The organism is Clostridium sp. AM29-11AC (assembly GCF_003480545.1).
Lineage (GTDB): Bacteria > Bacillota > Clostridia > Lachnospirales > Lachnospiraceae > Otoolea > Otoolea saccharolyticum_A.
Genome location: NZ_QUJI01000006.1, coordinates 20,066 through 35,965 on the forward strand (window position 1 = coordinate 20,066; position 15,900 = coordinate 35,965).

Annotated in this window: 20 protein-coding genes; 2 read left to right on the forward strand and 18 right to left on the reverse strand. The window is 51.4% G+C overall.

Going from position 1 to position 15,900, the window contains the following annotated elements:
• Nucleotides 1–9: 9 nt before the first annotated feature.
• From pgeF to DW757_RS06370, 14 genes are all read right to left on the reverse strand, one after another.
• The gene (gene pgeF / locus DW757_RS06305; RefSeq protein WP_118751303.1) at nucleotides 10–861 is read right to left on the reverse strand and encodes a peptidoglycan editing factor PgeF; all 852 of its coding nucleotides are present in this window, start codon (nucleotides 859–861) and stop codon (nucleotides 10–12) included.
• A 60-nt stretch (nucleotides 862–921) separates the two neighbouring features.
• Nucleotides 922–1,302 carry a YraN family protein gene (locus tag DW757_RS06310; protein ID WP_021965607.1) on the reverse strand — a complete coding sequence of 127 codons (381 nt, stop codon included), beginning with the start codon at nucleotides 1,300–1,302 and terminating at the stop codon, nucleotides 922–924.
• Between the two features lie 2 nt (nucleotides 1,303–1,304).
• Entirely contained in the window at nucleotides 1,305–1,976 is a 672-nt protein-coding gene (locus DW757_RS06315) for a ribonuclease HII (protein WP_008398339.1), read from the reverse strand.
• Complete coding sequence (gene ylqF / locus DW757_RS06320; protein WP_118751304.1) at nucleotides 1,973–2,851, reverse strand: ribosome biogenesis GTPase YlqF; 879 nt, start codon at nucleotides 2,849–2,851, stop codon at nucleotides 1,973–1,975. The genes DW757_RS06315 and ylqF overlap by 4 nt, the downstream gene beginning before the upstream one ends.
• Nucleotides 2,852–3,010: 159 nt before the next feature.
• Nucleotides 3,011–3,358 carry a 50S ribosomal protein L19 gene (gene rplS / locus DW757_RS06325; RefSeq protein WP_008398341.1) on the reverse strand — a complete coding sequence of 116 codons (348 nt, stop codon included), beginning with the start codon at nucleotides 3,356–3,358 and terminating at the stop codon, nucleotides 3,011–3,013.
• Nucleotides 3,359–3,555: 197 nt separating this feature from the next.
• Entirely contained in the window at nucleotides 3,556–5,028 is a 1,473-nt protein-coding gene (gene trmD / locus DW757_RS06330; RefSeq protein WP_118751305.1) for a tRNA (guanosine(37)-N1)-methyltransferase TrmD, read from the reverse strand.
• 30 nt (nucleotides 5,029–5,058) lie between these two features.
• Nucleotides 5,059–5,571: a ribosome maturation factor RimM gene (gene rimM, locus DW757_RS06335; protein WP_008398345.1), complete on the reverse strand. Its 513-nt coding sequence runs from the start codon at nucleotides 5,569–5,571 to the stop codon at nucleotides 5,059–5,061.
• 80 nt (nucleotides 5,572–5,651) lie between these two features.
• Complete coding sequence (locus DW757_RS06340; protein WP_021965798.1) at nucleotides 5,652–5,879, reverse strand: KH domain-containing protein; 228 nt, start codon at nucleotides 5,877–5,879, stop codon at nucleotides 5,652–5,654.
• An 85-nt stretch (nucleotides 5,880–5,964) separates the two neighbouring features.
• Nucleotides 5,965–6,204 (reverse strand): 30S ribosomal protein S16, encoded by a 240-nt coding sequence (gene rpsP / locus DW757_RS06345; protein WP_008398347.1) that lies wholly within the window; start codon nucleotides 6,202–6,204, stop codon nucleotides 5,965–5,967.
• Nucleotides 6,205–6,261: 57 nt separating this feature from the next.
• Entirely contained in the window at nucleotides 6,262–7,620 is a 1,359-nt protein-coding gene (gene ffh / locus DW757_RS06350; RefSeq protein ID WP_118751306.1) for a signal recognition particle protein, read from the reverse strand.
• Nucleotides 7,621–7,651: 31 nt separating this feature from the next.
• The gene (gene ylxM, locus DW757_RS06355) at nucleotides 7,652–8,014 is read right to left on the reverse strand and encodes a YlxM family DNA-binding protein (RefSeq protein WP_008398349.1); all 363 of its coding nucleotides are present in this window, start codon (nucleotides 8,012–8,014) and stop codon (nucleotides 7,652–7,654) included.
• Between the two features lie 74 nt (nucleotides 8,015–8,088).
• Nucleotides 8,089–8,676: a GNAT family N-acetyltransferase gene (locus DW757_RS06360; RefSeq protein ID WP_118751360.1), complete on the reverse strand. Its 588-nt coding sequence runs from the start codon at nucleotides 8,674–8,676 to the stop codon at nucleotides 8,089–8,091.
• Between the two features lie 38 nt (nucleotides 8,677–8,714).
• Complete coding sequence (locus tag DW757_RS06365; protein WP_182433266.1) at nucleotides 8,715–10,127, reverse strand: MFS transporter; 1,413 nt, start codon at nucleotides 10,125–10,127, stop codon at nucleotides 8,715–8,717.
• Complete coding sequence (locus DW757_RS06370; protein WP_118751308.1) at nucleotides 10,114–10,755, reverse strand: helix-turn-helix domain-containing protein; 642 nt, start codon at nucleotides 10,753–10,755, stop codon at nucleotides 10,114–10,116. The genes DW757_RS06365 and DW757_RS06370 overlap by 14 nt, the downstream gene beginning before the upstream one ends.
• Nucleotides 10,756–11,054: 299 nt before the next feature.
• On the opposite strand from DW757_RS06370, the gene DW757_RS06375 reads away from it, so the two are divergent.
• Nucleotides 11,055–11,654, forward strand: coding sequence for a type 1 glutamine amidotransferase family protein (locus DW757_RS06375; RefSeq protein ID WP_118751309.1), 600 nt, complete (start codon nucleotides 11,055–11,057; stop codon nucleotides 11,652–11,654).
• A 100-nt stretch (nucleotides 11,655–11,754) separates the two neighbouring features.
• On the opposite strand, the gene DW757_RS06380 is transcribed toward DW757_RS06375, so the two are convergent.
• Nucleotides 11,755–12,735 carry a DUF1848 domain-containing protein gene (locus tag DW757_RS06380; protein ID WP_118751310.1) on the reverse strand — a complete coding sequence of 327 codons (981 nt, stop codon included), beginning with the start codon at nucleotides 12,733–12,735 and terminating at the stop codon, nucleotides 11,755–11,757.
• A 57-nt stretch (nucleotides 12,736–12,792) separates the two neighbouring features.
• Here DW757_RS06380 and DW757_RS06385 point away from each other — a divergent pair, with 57 nt between their 5' ends.
• On the forward strand, nucleotides 12,793–13,587 hold the full coding sequence (locus DW757_RS06385; protein WP_118751311.1) for a DUF3298 and DUF4163 domain-containing protein: 795 nt from the start codon (nucleotides 12,793–12,795) through the stop codon (nucleotides 13,585–13,587).
• An 86-nt stretch (nucleotides 13,588–13,673) separates the two neighbouring features.
• Here the strand turns inward: DW757_RS06385 and DW757_RS06390 are convergent, their stop codons facing one another.
• From DW757_RS06390 to DW757_RS06400, 3 genes are all read right to left on the reverse strand, one after another.
• Nucleotides 13,674–14,411, reverse strand: coding sequence for a GNAT family N-acetyltransferase (locus DW757_RS06390; protein ID WP_147355631.1), 738 nt, complete (start codon nucleotides 14,409–14,411; stop codon nucleotides 13,674–13,676).
• Nucleotides 14,412–14,529: 118 nt separating this feature from the next.
• Entirely contained in the window at nucleotides 14,530–14,844 is a 315-nt protein-coding gene (locus DW757_RS06395; protein ID WP_008398357.1) for a hypothetical protein, read from the reverse strand.
• Between the two features lie 124 nt (nucleotides 14,845–14,968).
• Complete coding sequence (locus DW757_RS06400; RefSeq protein ID WP_118751313.1) at nucleotides 14,969–15,784, reverse strand: SOS response-associated peptidase family protein; 816 nt, start codon at nucleotides 15,782–15,784, stop codon at nucleotides 14,969–14,971.
• Nucleotides 15,785–15,900 lie beyond the last annotated feature (116 nt).

Sequence of the window (15,900 nt, forward strand, 5' to 3'; positions counted from 1 at the left end):
TGCAGACCTCTATCTCAGGCTCAGAAAAGCGCAGAGGTTTCCCCGGCGCTCGGCGTTTCTTCTGTGTGAAAACAGAAGCTCGGGGTTGCAGTGGGTACAGATATTTGTCACAGAAATATTCTCCGGCCGGATTCCGGCCTCCAGAAGGACGATCCGGTTGGCCTCCCACAGGTCAAGGAGGTATTTGCCGTTTTCCTTTTTCCTCAGAATGCTTTCCCTGTGTTCTTTTCCAAAGCTGTCGGCAAAGACCTCGGCCACCTCGGGCCCCACCTCATAGCAGTCTGCGCAGATGCTGGGGCCCACGCAGGCGATCAGGTCCTCCGGCTCTGTCCCGAAAGCCTCCTTCATAGCCTCGGCCGTCTTCTGTCCCATCCGGTTTGCCGTGCCCCGCCAGCCGGAATGTGACAGCCCGATGGCCCGGCGGACCGGATCCAGAAAATAGAGGGGAACACAGTCGGCAAAGAAGGTCACAAGGGTGAGCCCGGGAATGTCCGTGATAAGTCCGTCCACATCCCTGTAATCTCTCTCCCGCACCACGCCCTTTCCGGCGTCCTCCTCTGTGACGCGGCGCACGTTGGTCGTGTGGGTCTGATACGTCAGAACCATCTTTTCCCTCTCCACGCCGAGAGCTGCCGCCATCCTGCTGTAATTTTCCAGCACATCATCCGGGTTATCCCCCCGGGTAAAGGAAAAATTCATCGTCGCAAAATCACCTTTGCTCACACCCCCCAGGCGGGTGGAGAAGGCATGCGCCACCAGTCCCGTTTCCTCAAGAGCCGGAAAGGAAAGATAGGGGACTCCCCGACTCTCCCGAAGCCTTAAAACGGCCCTCTCGTCTTTTTTCTTAAAATGAATTTCCATGGGTTTTATTCTCCTGTTCTGTTGGGCAAAAGAGGTTCCGAGAGGCTGAATCTTTTACGGTCAGAAGGCATCCCGCAAAAGCCTGAAGTCACTTCCCAGAATCGCTACCACGTCAAAACGGCAGGGCTGTTCCGGACAAAGCCCCCTGGCATAGAGGTAGAAGGCAGCGGCCTTCCGGATCTTTTCCTGCTTTCTCTCATTAACAGCCTCTGCCGGATCTCCGGCAGCCAGATCCTTTCTGTATTTTACCTCCACAAAGACCAGCGTGTCTCCCTCTCTCGCGATAATGTCAATCTCTCCGGTCCTGCAGAAAAAATTCTTTTCCAGAATCACATAGCCCTGTTTTTCCAGAAAGGCGGCAGCCAGCTCCTCATACCTGGCCCCTCTGGCCCTGGTACTCTTCCTGCCCGCCGGGCCCTTCCTTCGTTTTTCTTCCTGCATTTCTATTCGCTTTCCAGCTCCTTTGCCTCCCGCTCCATAAATTTCTTCAGAAAACTTCTCCTGTGAATCGGGCACATGCCGTGCTCCCTGACAGCGTCCAGATGAGCCTTCGTCCCGTACCCCTTATGCTTGGCAAAGCCGTATTCCGGGTACAGCCGGTCGTATTCTTCCATCATGTGATCCCTGGTCACCTTGGCAAGAATACTGGCAGCCGCAATGGAAACGCTCTTTGCGTCGCCCTTTATAATCTTCACCTGCCTGCTCTCGTCAATGCCGGGAATCACCACCGCATCATTGAGAAACACGTCCGGCCTGACAGACAGCTTTTCCACTGCCTGGCGCATGGCCTCGTAGGTGGCCTGAAGGATATTTATCTCGTCAATAACAGCCGGGCTGACAATGCCCACACCAAAGGATACCGCCTTTTCCTGAATCTCCACAAACAGCTCCTCTCTGCGCTTTTCTGTCAGCTTTTTGGAGTCATTGAGATAGAGGATCTCACAGTCCGTCGGGAGAATACAGGCCGCCGCCACCACCGGGCCGGCCAGGGGGCCACGTCCCGCCTCGTCGATTCCGCAGATAAAGCCGCAGGAGGCATATTTCCTTTCGTACTCCTTCATCCCCTCCAGGCGGAGAAGTTCCTTTTTAAGCTTTTCACCGCTCAGTGGCTTCATACCTGCGCTCCTTTGTCCTGCTCTCTGCCATCCGGAAATTCCAGGGTGATTCTTCCCAGCTTTCCGCTCCTGAAATCATCCAGAAACAGGTTGGCCGCCTTCTTCAGATCCAGCTCATTTCCCTTGAGAAGGCAGGAACGTACTCTGGCAATCTGCTCCAGCACCTGGTAGGGCTCGTACTTCTCCCCGGGCACCAGCTGGTAGCGGGCCTCCAGCATCTCCCGGTAATGAGTCATCAAAAAGTCTGCCAGCTCCGCCGCCAGCTCTGTCTTGTCAATAATCTCGTCATTGATGGAGCCGATAAAGGCCAGATTCAGGCCGACTGTCTGATCTTCAAACTTGGGCCAGAGGATACCCGGCGTGTCTAACAGCTCCAGCGTCCTGTTCAGACGAATCCACTGGTTTCCCTTTGTCACGCCCGGCTTATTTCCCGTTTTTGCGCAGGCCTTTCCGGCGAAAGAATTGATAAAGGTGGATTTTCCCACATTGGGAATTCCCACTACCATGGCGCGGACCGGGCGGTTCTTGATTCCCCGCCTTCTGTCCCTTTCGATCTTCTCGCGGCAGGCCTCCTGAACCATGGGATGAATCTGTTTTAACCCCATTCCCGTCCGCGCATTGATTTTGATCACATGGAAGCCTCTCTCCTTAAACCAGGAGGTCCACTGTTCATTCATTCTCTCGTCTGCCAGATCCGCCTTATTGAGAAGAACCATCCGCCCTTTTCCCTTGGCCAGCTCGTCGATGTCAGGGTTTCGGCTCCCCAGAGGCATTCTCGCATCCACCAGCTCAATCACCAGATCGATGAGTTTGATGTCCTCCTTCATGGCTCGTTTGGCCTTTGTCATATGGCCCGGATACCACTGTATATTCATAAATTCGTTTCCTTTACTGACTTTTGTTTGTATGGTCTGCGGGAATTTTTCCTTTCCGCCGCAGTGCGATCCCCGCGGAGCGTTTTTATATAACAGGGAACGAAGTTTCCTGTTATATAGAGAAAGGGACAATTTTCATTGTCCCTCTGATTACAAGAATTATTTAACTAACTCTTTTACCTTGGCAGCCTTGCCAACTCTGCTTCTTAAGTAGTTTAATTTCGCTCTTCTAACCTTACCGCGTCTCACTACCTCGATGTTCTCAACAGATGGGGAGTGTACCGGCCATGTTCTCTCAACGCCAACGCCGTTGGAGTTCTTTCTTACTGTGAAAGTCTCACGGATGCCGCCGTTCTGTCTCTTGATTACTGTTCCCTCGAAAACCTGGATTCTCTCACGGTTTCCCTCTTTGATCTTAGCGTATACCTTAACTGTATCGCCTACGTGGAACTCCGGCACTTCTGCCTTTAACTGTGCGTTCTCAATGTTCTTGATAATCTCGTTCATCTAAGTGAACCTCCTTTAAAATCTTTGATGTTCTTAATACAATGCGTAACAGAGGACCATCTCTTTATTTCACGAGTATAGATTGTACCACAGAATTTCTGCCCGCGCAAGGCTTTTTCTGCAGATTTTCTGACTGATTTTCTGACTGGTTTTCTGACTGGTTTTCTGACTGGTTTCCGGCGCGGAGTCTGGAAAAATTACAGCGCATTCCCGCCTCCGCTCAGGTACCGGAACACCTCTTCCAGGCTTTCTATCCTGTAGTCAGGCTGCACCTTTCCCTTATACGGTGTGTAATCGCGGCTGATCAGGCAGGTGTGGACTCCCGCTGCGGCCGCTCCCGACACGTCGCTGGGGCTGTCGCCAATGTGGAGAATCTCCTCCGGCCTCACTCCCAGTGTCCTCACAACCGTATCGAAAAAGGCTCCGTCCGGTCTTCCCTTGCAGATGTGAAGCTCGTCAGAGAGAAAGACCTGCTCAAATGTGATGCCCTCTTTCTTAAGTCTTTCAAGGACTCCCTCTGCCATAAGAGGGCTGGCATCGCTGGATAGAATCAGGCGATACCGTTCCCCCAATTTTTTAAGCACCGAAACCACATCCTCATACACAGGGGCCTGGCCGTGATTTTTCAGGATCACCTCCGCCATCCGTTCCCTGGAGACGCCGAATTTTTCTCCTCCAAACCCGGTAACACGGAGTACCTCCTCTGAACAGCGCAGATACATCTCCTCCATGTCCAGAAATTTGCTTTTCCTGAACGAATCCCGCAGGAGCTTTCCGTAGGCGCTCACAACCGCCTCCGCTCCCGTTCTGGCACGGCGATCTGTGTAATGCTCCCCCAGGATTTCCTTCCAGATCTCGGGAATCCTGGCATTCACATCTGCCAGAGTCTGGAACAGATCAAAGCTCAGCACCCGGTAGGACGCGCGGGCTGCCTTCTCCATCCCCCTTTTCAGGCCGTCGGCATAGGCGTTCTCGGCCTTTGTGAGGACTGCTCCCTCCATCAGCTCCGGCCTGCGCTCCATGGTACGGCGGATGGACTGCTCTCTGCGCCAGGCCTCAATCTTTTTGTGATCCCCTTTAAGCAGCACCTCCGGCACCCGCTTTCCGCGAAATTCCTCCGGGCGCGTATACTGAGGGTACTCCAGCAGATTATCGTGAAAGGATTCAAACTCTGCCGACTCGTCATTGTTCAGCACTCCGGGCACCAGGCGGGAGATGCAGTCAATCATCACCATAGCAGGAAGCTCGCCGCCTGTCAGCACATAGTCTCCCACAGACAGGTAATCCGTCACAATCAGCTCCAGAGCCCGCTCGTCGATCCCCTCGTAATGGCCGCAGAGAAACACCAGCTCCTCCTCCCTGGCCAGCTCCTCTGCGATTTTCTGGGTGAATACGCGGCCCTGGGGCGTCATGTAGATCACTCTCGGCCGCTTTCCGATGCGGGCTGAAAGGGCTTCATAGGCCTCCACCACCGGCCCCGGCTGCATGACCATCCCTGCACCTCCGCCGTAGGGATAGTCATCTACATGGTGATGCCTGTCAGCAGAATAATCACGGATATTGACCGCCTCCGCGGTGATCAGCCCTTTTTCCATGGCGCGCCCGATAATGCTGTTTTTCAGTCCTCCCATCACCATCTCGGGAAATAATGTCAGTATATGGTAATTCATTCCATCCTCCTAAAACCTTCCCCTGCCGGGCTACAGATCCAAAAGTCCGTCCATAATGTGAACCAGCACCCTGCCAGCTTCCAGATCCACATCCAGAATGCACTCCTTGATGGAGGGGAAGAGGTATTCCTTGTGGTCCTTGCCCTCGATCACATACACATCGTTGGCAGCCGTCTGGAGAATATCCTTCACGGTTCCGAACTCCTCCCCCTCGTCCGTCACAACGGTAAGGCCGATGAGATCCACGATAAAGTTTTCGTTTGGGGCCAGCTTCACCGCCTTGTCTCTAGAAACCAGCAGATCCTTTTTTCTGAAAGGCTCTACCTCGTTGATGCTGCCAAACTCCTTAAATTTCAGGATTGCCATTCCCTTAAAAAATTTTACCTGCTCCACGTGAAGAAGGATCTTCTCTTTTCCTGTGTCCAGAAATACCTCCTTCAGCTTTTTAAATCGGTTTATGTCATCGGTTGTGGGAAATACCTTTACCTCACCCCGTACGCCGTGCGGCGAGGTGATCACTCCCACCCGCAAAAACTGCTCCATATGCTCTCTCCTCTGAAACTTCCTTCCGTCTGCCTGTAAAAGCAAAAAGCCGTCTGCTCATAGGGCCGGCGGCTTCGTAGTTACTGAATCTCTACAATAACTTTCTTATCTTCTTTTGATGCGGCTGCTTTTACAACAGAGCGGATCGCCTTTGCAATCCTGCCCTGCTTTCCAATCACCTTACCCATATCGGAAGAAGCGACTGTCAGCTCAACTACAATCTCGTCATCTTTAACAGATTCTGTAACTGCAACCTCATCTGGGTTGTCAACCAGCGCTTTTGCAATCACTTCCACTAATTCTTTCATACCATTCACCTCGCTGACCGGAAACGGCAGGGCCGAAACCAGCCTATGAAAAATGCCTTTAAAAGGCATTCTTCATACAAGCTATTTACTGGATACCGGCGATTTTTAAAAGCTTTCCAACAGTCTCTGTTGGCTGAGCGCCTGTTGCTAACCACTTCTTAGCAGCTTCCTCATCGATCTTGATGGTGCTCGGCTCTGTGTTCGGATCATAGTAGCCAATCTCCTCGATGAATCTTCCATCTCTCGGGGATCTGGAATCTGCAACAACAATTCTATAGAAAGGTGCCTTCTTCTGGCCCATTCTTCTCAGTCTCATCTTTACCATTTCAATTTCACCTCCTTGTAGTGAGTCTTCTATAGGAAATGCTTGCGCATTTACTAACTAAAAGGGGAGCTTCATCTTTCCCATCAGACCTCCGAGACCGCCGCGGCGCTTGCCGCCCATCATGCCCGGAAGCTGCTTCATCATCTTTTTCATCTGCTCAAACTGCTTGACCAGTCTGTTTACCTCGGCAATGTCCACGCCTGCGCCCTTCGCAATGCGCTTCTTTCTCGACGGGTTAATCAGGTCAGGATTGCTCCTCTCCTCCTTTGTCATAGAGAGGATAATAGCCTCCACCCGCTCCATCACTTTCTCGTTGCCGTCCAGATCTACGTCTTTTAGCTGGTTCATGCCCGGCATCATGTTCAGAATGCTGGCCATGCCGCCCATCTTTTTAATCTGGCGCATCTGGTCGAGGAAATCGTTGTAGTCAAACTCTGCCTTCTTGAGCTTCTGGGAAAGCTCCTTTGCCTTCTCCTCGTCGATCACGGCTGTAGCCTTGTCGATGATGGACATAATGTCGCCCATTCCGAGGATTCTCGACGCCATCCGGTCCGGATAAAACTGCTCCAAATCGGAGAGCTTCTCGCCCATTCCCACATAAAGAATCGGCTTTCCTGTCACTGCCTTGATAGAGAGGGCTGCACCGCCTCTGGTATCGCCGTCCATCTTTGTCAGGATTACGCCGTCAATGCCAATCTTGTCGTTGAACATTCCGGCTACATTGACCGCATCCTGTCCGGTCATGGCATCCACGATGAGAAGCGTCTGGTCAACAGATACATTCTCCTTGATCTCCACCAGCTCGTTCATCATGTCCTCGTCAATGTGAAGACGACCGGCCGTATCGAGAATGACCACATTGTTGCCGTTTTTCGCTGCGTGCTCGATGGCAGCCTTCGCGATATTTACCGGCTTGTGGCCCGTTCCCATGGAGAACACGGGAACTCCCTGCTTCTCTCCGTTGATTTTGAGCTGTTCAATAGCTGCCGGGCGGTAGATGTCACAGGCCGCAAGGAGAGGACTTCTTCCCTTTGCCTTCAGCTTTCCGGCAATCTTGGCCGTGGTGGTGGTCTTACCGGCTCCCTGAAGTCCGGCCATGAGAATCACTGTAATCTCATTGGCAGGCCGCAGGGCAATCTCCGTCATCTCGGAGCCCATCAGCTTTACCAGCTCTTCATTTACAATCTTTATGACCATCTGTCCCGGATTCAGACCGTTTAAGACATCCTGTCCCACTGCCCTCTCCTGAACAGAATTGATAAACTGTTTTACTACCTTGAAGCTGACATCCGCCTCCAGCAGGGCCATCTTAACTTCCCTGAGTCCGGCCTTCACATCAGCCTCCGACAGTCGGCCTTTTCCAGTCAGATTCTTAAATACATTCTGCAGCTTGTCTGCAAGGCTCTCAAAAGCCATCCGGCAACCTCCTGTCCGTCACAGTATCCTGTTACAGTTTGATAATATCGCTGGAAATCTCCCCAATCCTGTCGATCAGGGCCTCGTCTCCGCTCTCCCGAAACCTCCTGGTCAGCTCGTGAATCTCCTCCACTAGCTCCCTGGTTCTCTGGAACTTTCGGATCAGACCGAGCTTTTCCTCGTACCCGGCCAAAGTTTTGTCACATCTCTTTATCAGGTCATGGACACCCTGCCGGCTGATTCCCTGCTGGTCTGCAATCTCGCTGAGAGACAAATCGTTAAACACGGCATCCTCATAGATTTCCTTCTGGTGGTCCGTCAGGAGTTCGCCGTAGAAATCATAAAGCAATGTCTGTTCCACAATTTTTTCCATTTCAATCACCTGCATCATCATAGCATAGGGTCTGCCTTCTGTCAAGCATTTTTGCTTTACAGTCAAAAATATTTTTCAGAACCTGTTTTTAAGAATCATCTGTCCCTGTTTTTTGACGTCCGATCTTCTGCCAGCGCCCCATAGCAGCACAGATCTGAGAGGCCCTGGTTGTTTCTTCCTGCCTGCCTCATCGTCCCCTCATAGCGCATCCCGCATTTTTTCATCACCTGACCGGAATGAGGGTTGTTCACATCGTGAAGGGCTTCTATGCGGTTTGCACCTACCGTATCAAAAAAGTAATCCATCACGCAGCTGAGGGCCTCTGTCATGATCCCCTGGTGCCACCACCGCTTTCCCAGGCAGTAGCCCACCTGTACCATAGAAATACTGTCATCGTGCTTTACCGCGCTGATGCTGCCGATGGGCTCCCCGGCAGATCCTTCCTCTCCTTTTAATACTATGGCCCACTGATAGCAGTCTTTTCTCTCATTCTCATAATCTCTCACCCACACTGCCAGCGTTTTTTCAGCGTCCTCCAGACTTTTGTAGGGCTGCCAGGTCAGAAATTTTGTCACCTCGCCGTCACTGGCCCAATTTTTATACATGGCAGGCGCATCGTCCTCTGTAAACCGGCGAAGAATCAGACGTTTTGTCTCCAACCGTTTCGTTCCGCTGTGATTCATGGATGTCCCTTCCTTCTCTGCTTTTATTTTTGCAGCCATTATACCATATCTTCCCTGTCTGCAGGCTTTTGAGTCTGTGTCTTTTTGCTCCTCTGTCCTTCTCTGTGCGGTTTCTGCATGTGCCAAAGCAAAGCGGCTGCACTTCCTGTACCAGTTAAGAATATGAAGCCGGCAATCAGCCACAGGCCGGATATTCCGATTTTATCTGCAGTAAAGCCTGCGAAGCAGCTGGCCAGAAAGCCTCCTATCTGTATGGCAAGCCCTCCTCCGCTGAGGGCTGTAGCCCGAAGAGCCGGCGATACTGCCCGGTGGACTGCACTGCTCTGGGCCATGGAAAAAATTCCGAGCAAGAAGTAAAGAAGGAGATAAAACATTGAAAAAAAGAGAACTGTCTCTGACCTGCAAAGAAGCAGCAGAACTCCTCCCGTCATCAGACCTGACAGCGCAAAGGCCGGGACGGCTGTTTCCTCCTTCAGATATTTTCCGGCAGCCAGACTTCCTGCCGCAGAGGCGGCGTAATAAAAAAAGCCCAGAACGCCGGGAATCCAGGAATCCTGTGCTCCCGGCAGAAGCCCCGCCAGCATCGGCTGCCAGTATGTCTCCATGAGTGCCAAAGAAAAACCTGCAAACAGAGAACTGCCAAGAAGAATGGGCAGACCGTTTGACAAAAGCTCCCAGAAAGCCCTTCTATTTTCTCCCGTTTCCTCTCTGGCCGCCAGATGGTTTTCTCCCTTCCGTTTTGCCTTCTCCCGCACTCCTTCGTCCTCTGCATGACCCTTATAAGACGCCTTGTTCGCCCCTGCCTCTGCGGTAAAGAAAAGGGCGCAAAAGAGGGCCGCTGCCGTCAGTATCACTGCCCCAGTCAGTACAAGCTGGCTCGCCGTCTCTGCCGAGTGCCTCCCGCCGGCATAGTTCAGAACACCTCCGAGAAGGGCTCCCCCTGCGCAGCCTGAAATTTCTGCCAGCTCCAGGTGCATAGCTCCTCTCTCAACTGTAATGGTTCCATCTGCAATACAGGAGTCCATGTACAGTGCGTCCATGCTTCCGCTGGAAAATGCTCCGGATGCGCCGTAGAGAAAGAACGCTGTACAGACTGCCCAAAAGGAACGTCCCTCCAGCATCAGAAGCAGGGCTCCCAGCCCTACAGCCTGCGCCGTAATAAATACCCGTTTTCTTCCTGCACAGTCGGCGAGCACCCCGCTGGGCACTTCCAGCAGAAATGACGCGGCTGAAAAAACGGCAAACGCAGCTGAGAGCTGTGAAAAAGTCAGTCCCTTTCTCAGCACAATCAGGCTCAGCACTGCGGCCAGCGCTCCCTTTCTGGCAGCCTCCAGTCCCAGCGCCAGAAGCGCTCCCCAAAAAATTCTGTTTTTTCGCATTCCTCTTCCCATTGGCTTTTGCTTCTGTTTCTTCTCCATATCCTTCTCTATATCCCTGTCACCTCTTTTCACCTTTTTTCCATCCATTTTCAGCCTGGCAGAAAATCAGGCCATACTCGCAGGGTACCGTCCCCTCCGAGGGTATTGCATGCTCTGATAAAAAATCTGCCAGCCTGCGGCGAAGCTGTGCGATCTCCTCCTGTTTCAGATAAACGACGCCGAACATAGCATCCCCCTTCTCAGGGTTTAATTCCTGGGATTTCTCCTCCGCCTCCCGAACCATGTTAAAAAAATGTTCCTCCAGCTCGTTCATGGAATTTCTTACGAGTGCGTCTCTCATCTGACCGGCTGCCGGTTCCGTTTCTTTCAGATACACATCCACCGGCGCTGCGCGGTAATATTTGGCTGTCAGGCCATGAATCTTCTCTGTGTGGGACAGTTCTACAAGTCCCACCTTTTCAAGAGCTGCCAGATGGTGCCCTGTGCTGGACGGGGCCACATGAAGGCAGTCTGCAAGCTGCTTAGCCGTCATTCCAGACGGCTCCAGGTAGAGACAGTGAAGAATCTTCTGCCGGAGCGGATGCATGTAGGCTCTCAGTTCTTTTTCCGTGCGCAGATAGAGTTTTTTCCTTCCTGCCGCGGTTCTCTCCTGATCAGGAATTTCCTGTGATTCTGTTCTTGGCGGTTTTGATTGTCTCATCTAATCTTCCTCCTCGTGTCCCCTTGATTTCAATTCTCCATTTACCCCTGCATACTGTTTCCAGACATGCCGATCATAACACAAATTGTTATGTTTGTTTTTTTTGATTATATCATAACATTTTTTGTTATGTCAATCCTGACTTTTCTCCTAAACGATCCCAGGTTTCCATTTTTACGAAATAAAAGTAATTGACAAAAACAATGCCCACAGGAACGCAAACACGTTTTCATTGCAGGTGACAGCGGATGAAGATATAATATACCTGTTAATCAGAGTCGGAAAAGGAGAAAAGAAAGTTGAAAAAAACAATTTTATTCGTGGTTTTACAGCAGTATGCGGACTGGGAGGCGGCATATATTTCTTCTGCAGTAGCTATGTTAGGAGAGGGACAGTATGAAATCAAGACGGTATCCTTATCTAAGGATTACGTTCAGTCAATCGGTGGATTCAGAATCATGCCCGATTACGATATTACGTCTGTCCCCAGCGACTACGAAGCGCTCATTTTGATTGGAGGTATGACATGGAGAAATGAAAATGCATATCAGCTGAAAGCGCTTGTTGAGGATTGTCGTCAGAAAGGCAGGTTATTAGCCGGCATCTGCGATGCCTCCGCCTTTTTAGGTACAGTCGGCGCTTTAAATGAGGTAATCCATACAAGTAATGATTTGAATGACTTAAAACAATGGGCGGGGGCTCATTACTCCGGTGAACAGAACTATACTGCGAGACAGGCAGTCAGAGACAAAAATATAGTCACTGCCAATGGCACAGCACCGATGGAATTTGCAAAAGAGATCTTACTTGCCTTAAATGTGGCAGATAAGGAGAAAATAATGGACTGGTATAACTTCCACAAATTGGGATTCTACACCGCACCTATGCCTGAAATGTAAAATTTCATTCACACAGAACGCGTGCATCCCTGCATTCTGTGAGAGACTGGCTGCAGATGCAGGACAGTATGGAAAAGCGTGCAGGCAGAAGAGGTATGATTTACCGTATACTTCTTCTGTCTGCACGCTTTTCCGCTATCTTATCGTTTTTTCCAACCGCTCCGCACAGCAGGGCAGAATTGGGATCCCAGAGTTTTCTGTTTTCCTCCACCCTTCTTCTGCTGTCGTTGGCATAGCAGTACAGACAGCCGCCGGGGCAGGTATGGTAGGCTCCTATATCTGTGCTCTCCACGCAGAGACATTCTCCTCTCTGGCCTTTTGCTTTTCTCGTCTCCACACTTCGCCCTGCCGCCCGTTCTAGAAGCTCCCTGCTGATGCAGCCGCTCTTCTTTATTCCAAACCGGGACAGATCACAGGCTTCCGCGCAGGCGCAGATCTCCATTCCATGTTCTGCGGCAATTTCCGACAGAGCGCTGACAAACGGACCGAATGCGCCGCTGTCAGGCATGGTTCTCAGTTCCCCTCCATATGCTTTCATATTTCTCTTTACCTTTGCATAGAGATCCAGAAAGCTGATAACCACCCGTCTGGTATATCCCTGAAGTGCCTCTGCAATCTGCCCGAAGGCCCTGAGATGGTAATCGGCCGTGTACCTGTCAGTAAAAAAGATCGGATCGTATCTCCACACGACTCTGTCTTTCCCAACCTGCGAGGACAGCTCCCTGAATATAGGAATCATGCACTCTTTTTTGTGCGGAAATCCCGGCTCTATATCTCTCCCGTATCCGGTCAGCGTAAACTGAAAATAAAAGGGAATTGGATCAAGAAGCCCAAGTTTTCCAAGCATCGGGCCTGGATTTTTGGTCCAGAATACGATACACTCCACCGCTTCCGGCGTCATGGGAATTCTGCTGAGCTGATGCAGGTTAAATGGGTTCCTGACCAGACAGCTTCCCTCCCTGAGCCTGCCAAAAAACCACTCACTGTAAAAGGCTGGAATATCCGTCCTTCTGCTGACGCTGAGAATCAATGAATCCACCTCCCTAAGTCTCACTGACTTTAAAAAATTTTTTTCTCCCAACTTTTTTGTCCCCTGCTCCGTCTATACTATAGAAATAAAGAAAAGGAGAGATTTTCTATGAAAAAAAAGTATTTAATTCTTCCATATCTGTCAGCAGCCATGCTGCTTTTCACCGGCTGCGCCAGCAGCGCTCCTGGCACCGGAACTGCATCAACCTCAGCTGCCCTGGAATCTTCGCTCTCTGAACAGGAAACGGAAGATTCTAAGGAAAGTTCCAGCGAATCCTCTTCGGCAGAAAGTGAATCCGGGATACGTGTAGAGAAGGGAGAAACGTACCAGGATGGAAATGAGAGAGTTTCAGCAGACATTGCCCGGCCTGTTCTCGTGGACAAATCAGGGGAGGAGCTGCCTGCCAACCAGGAAATTTCCTCCTACATTGACGGCCTGATTGCCGAATATGAGGAGGCCAGAGATGAGGCAGGCGATAAGGGGCATTATTCCGTTTCCTCCGCCTATGAGGTTACCCACGACGGGACACGTTATCTCTCCCTCCGCATCATCACCACCCGTATTATGGCCAGTGGAGCCGAATCCTTCAAAACCTATACAGTAGATAAGCAGACGGGAGAACTCTTAACTCTGTCTGAACTGCTCGGAAGCGAGGACGCTCTGAAAGAGGTCAGCGACAATATCCTGAGCCAGATGAAGGAGCAGATGGAGGCAGATAAGAATGTAACCTATTTCCTGGATCCTGCCACAGACGGTTTCTCCGGTCTGACAGGCGAAGAGAGCTTCTATCTGTCAGAAAGCGGCTCCCTGATAGTAGCCTTTGACGAGTACTCTGTGGCTCCCGGCTCCATGGGAGCTGTAGAATTTACAATTCCCGAAAGCCTTGTCGGCACCTTTGACTGATTTTTGACAGCCCGCCGCTGCTTGACAGGCAGGCATTCTTGCCGGCAGCGGCCGCCTGCCTGTCGCTTTTCTCCCTTTAAACGGGTTTAGTCAAAGAGCCACCAGGTCGGCGGGGCAGCGACCTCCATGCCCAGCTTCTTCTGAAGATTCATGGACTCGTCATTGCCCTCAATGATCTGGCAGAAAGGGATCCTTCCCTGCTCTACAAAGTGGCGGATCAGATAAGCCTCCAGACGAAAGCCTATCCCCTGCCGTCTGTATTCCGGCACGACTTCCAGAAGCCCCATGCTTCCTTCCAGGTGTTCTCCCACAAAGCCGGCCAGATTTCCATTCTGAAACATTCCCCACATCTGTCCCCTGGAAATCAGTTCCTCCACATACTCTCCGGGATCTTCCATGGTCGTGTAATGGCTGCACACCTCTTTTGCATGTTCCGGCTTCAGGCGGATAATGCCGCTGTCGTCAAATGCAGGCGGCTCTGCCTTCATCCATGCAGCCTGGCTGGTGGCCACACTTGTGGAAAAGTGATACTCTTTCTGAATTTCCTCAGCCAGTTCCCTGTTATGCACAGCGAACTGATGGTATGTATTCTTTTTCAGGATATTCCGGCACGGCTCCAGATTGTCTGCCGCAATCATGCAGGTTCTGCTGTCTGTCTCGTAGATCATAACGCCGTCCTCACAGGCATACAGGATCTGCGCATTTTTTCTCCTGACTGCCTCTATCATATCCACATGGGCCAGCAGCCCGCGGCGGTACAGCAGGGAAACTGCCCTGTCTTCCTCATCTGCCCTGTTCAGCCCTCTCTCTTCCCTGAATTCCATATTTTTATCCTCCTGACCATTTTTCTGCACCTGTATGCTCCTCCTGCAGCCCTATTTTCAGCCGCTTTTTCGGAAACCTGCCCCAAAGCCTTCTCCGTCGTTTTCGCCCTCTTCCCCTCTATCCCGGAATCTGCATCAGCCAGCGGTTCTGCTCCTTCATATACAGCAGATGCACCTGCATCCACAGACCGTGGAAAAAAATCCGGCAGCCGAATTCATGAAAGGGAATCCCTGAGTAGTGCTTTTCCTCCTCGTAATCCACCTGTATCGTCTGGATTGTCTGAAGCTCCCCGTTTTCGTCCTGAAATTTAATCAGACGCGGAATCGGCCTGCCCGTACTGGTAAACCAGCAGCCGCAGGCAACTGCAAGCTGTCTGCCCCTCAGCCGGCCGCTGTCTTTATCCTGTATGCCGAAGTCTGTCTTAAATACCATTCCTATCCCCTCCTGAAACTGTGAGGCAAATCGCCGCTCAATCAGAACATATGTTCTTTTGAGTTGATTATATCAGATTCACACAGGCGGTTCAAGATACATTTTATGGAAAATCCGTCTTCTATCACTGCAGAAAGGAAAAACTGAGCTGTTCATACTCTGTCTTTTTCTCGATTTCAGGGAAGGGCCCTTCCAGGAACCCGGCAGTCTTTCTGCCGTCCTTCAGCCATTCCCAGGCGCGGCTCTTCTCTATAATGAGAGGCATGCGCTCGTGTACAGGGAGCATGGTCTGATCTGCGCCGACCGTTAAGATGGCAAACTCATCTCTCTCCTCACCGGCCTGGTAGCATCCGGCCAGAAGAAGGCTCTCTCCCGCCGGTCCCGTAAAGGTAAAACGCTCTCCCGCCAGATTCCACTCATAAAAGCAGGAGGCCAAAGCCAGACAGCGGCGCGCTTCCATACATCCCCGAAAACTGGGCTTTTTCATAGCCGTCTCCGCCCTGGCATTAAAAAGAAGCCGGTTCTTCTCCCTTCCGGAAAATCCCCATCTCTTCTCCTCTACCGCAAATTCCTCACCATTCCAGACCAGAACGGGAGCAGTCCTGCCAGGGCAAAATTCCTCACCTGCCTCCATTTGAGCCTTTCTCCCTGTTTCCGCTGCGGCTTTCAGAATCTCTCGGCCTCTCTTTTTCCACAGGCCTCTCTCCTTTTCCCAGCCAGAAGTCTCCCCGCCTGTGTTGCTGCAGTCTTTTCCTCCTGCCCTGCGGTTCCATAAAGCAAGCAGTTCTCCAATTTCTCTGACTGTCTCTCCATTCAGATAATAGCGGCCGCACATAGGCATTCCCCCTCCTCTCATTCTCTCGCAGTCCCACTTGACTCCGGCAGTATCTTTTCTTCTTTCATGTCTGCCGTCCTTCTTGGCTTCTGCAGCCTCTGTCATAAAGTATACCACAGTTTTTCTGAATCAGTCAGGCCTTTGTCTTTCCAAAGAAGTCTGATAATCTTCGTGCTGTATCTGCGCTGCGCAGGCAGGGAAAAGGCGGGGAGAAGCCTTTC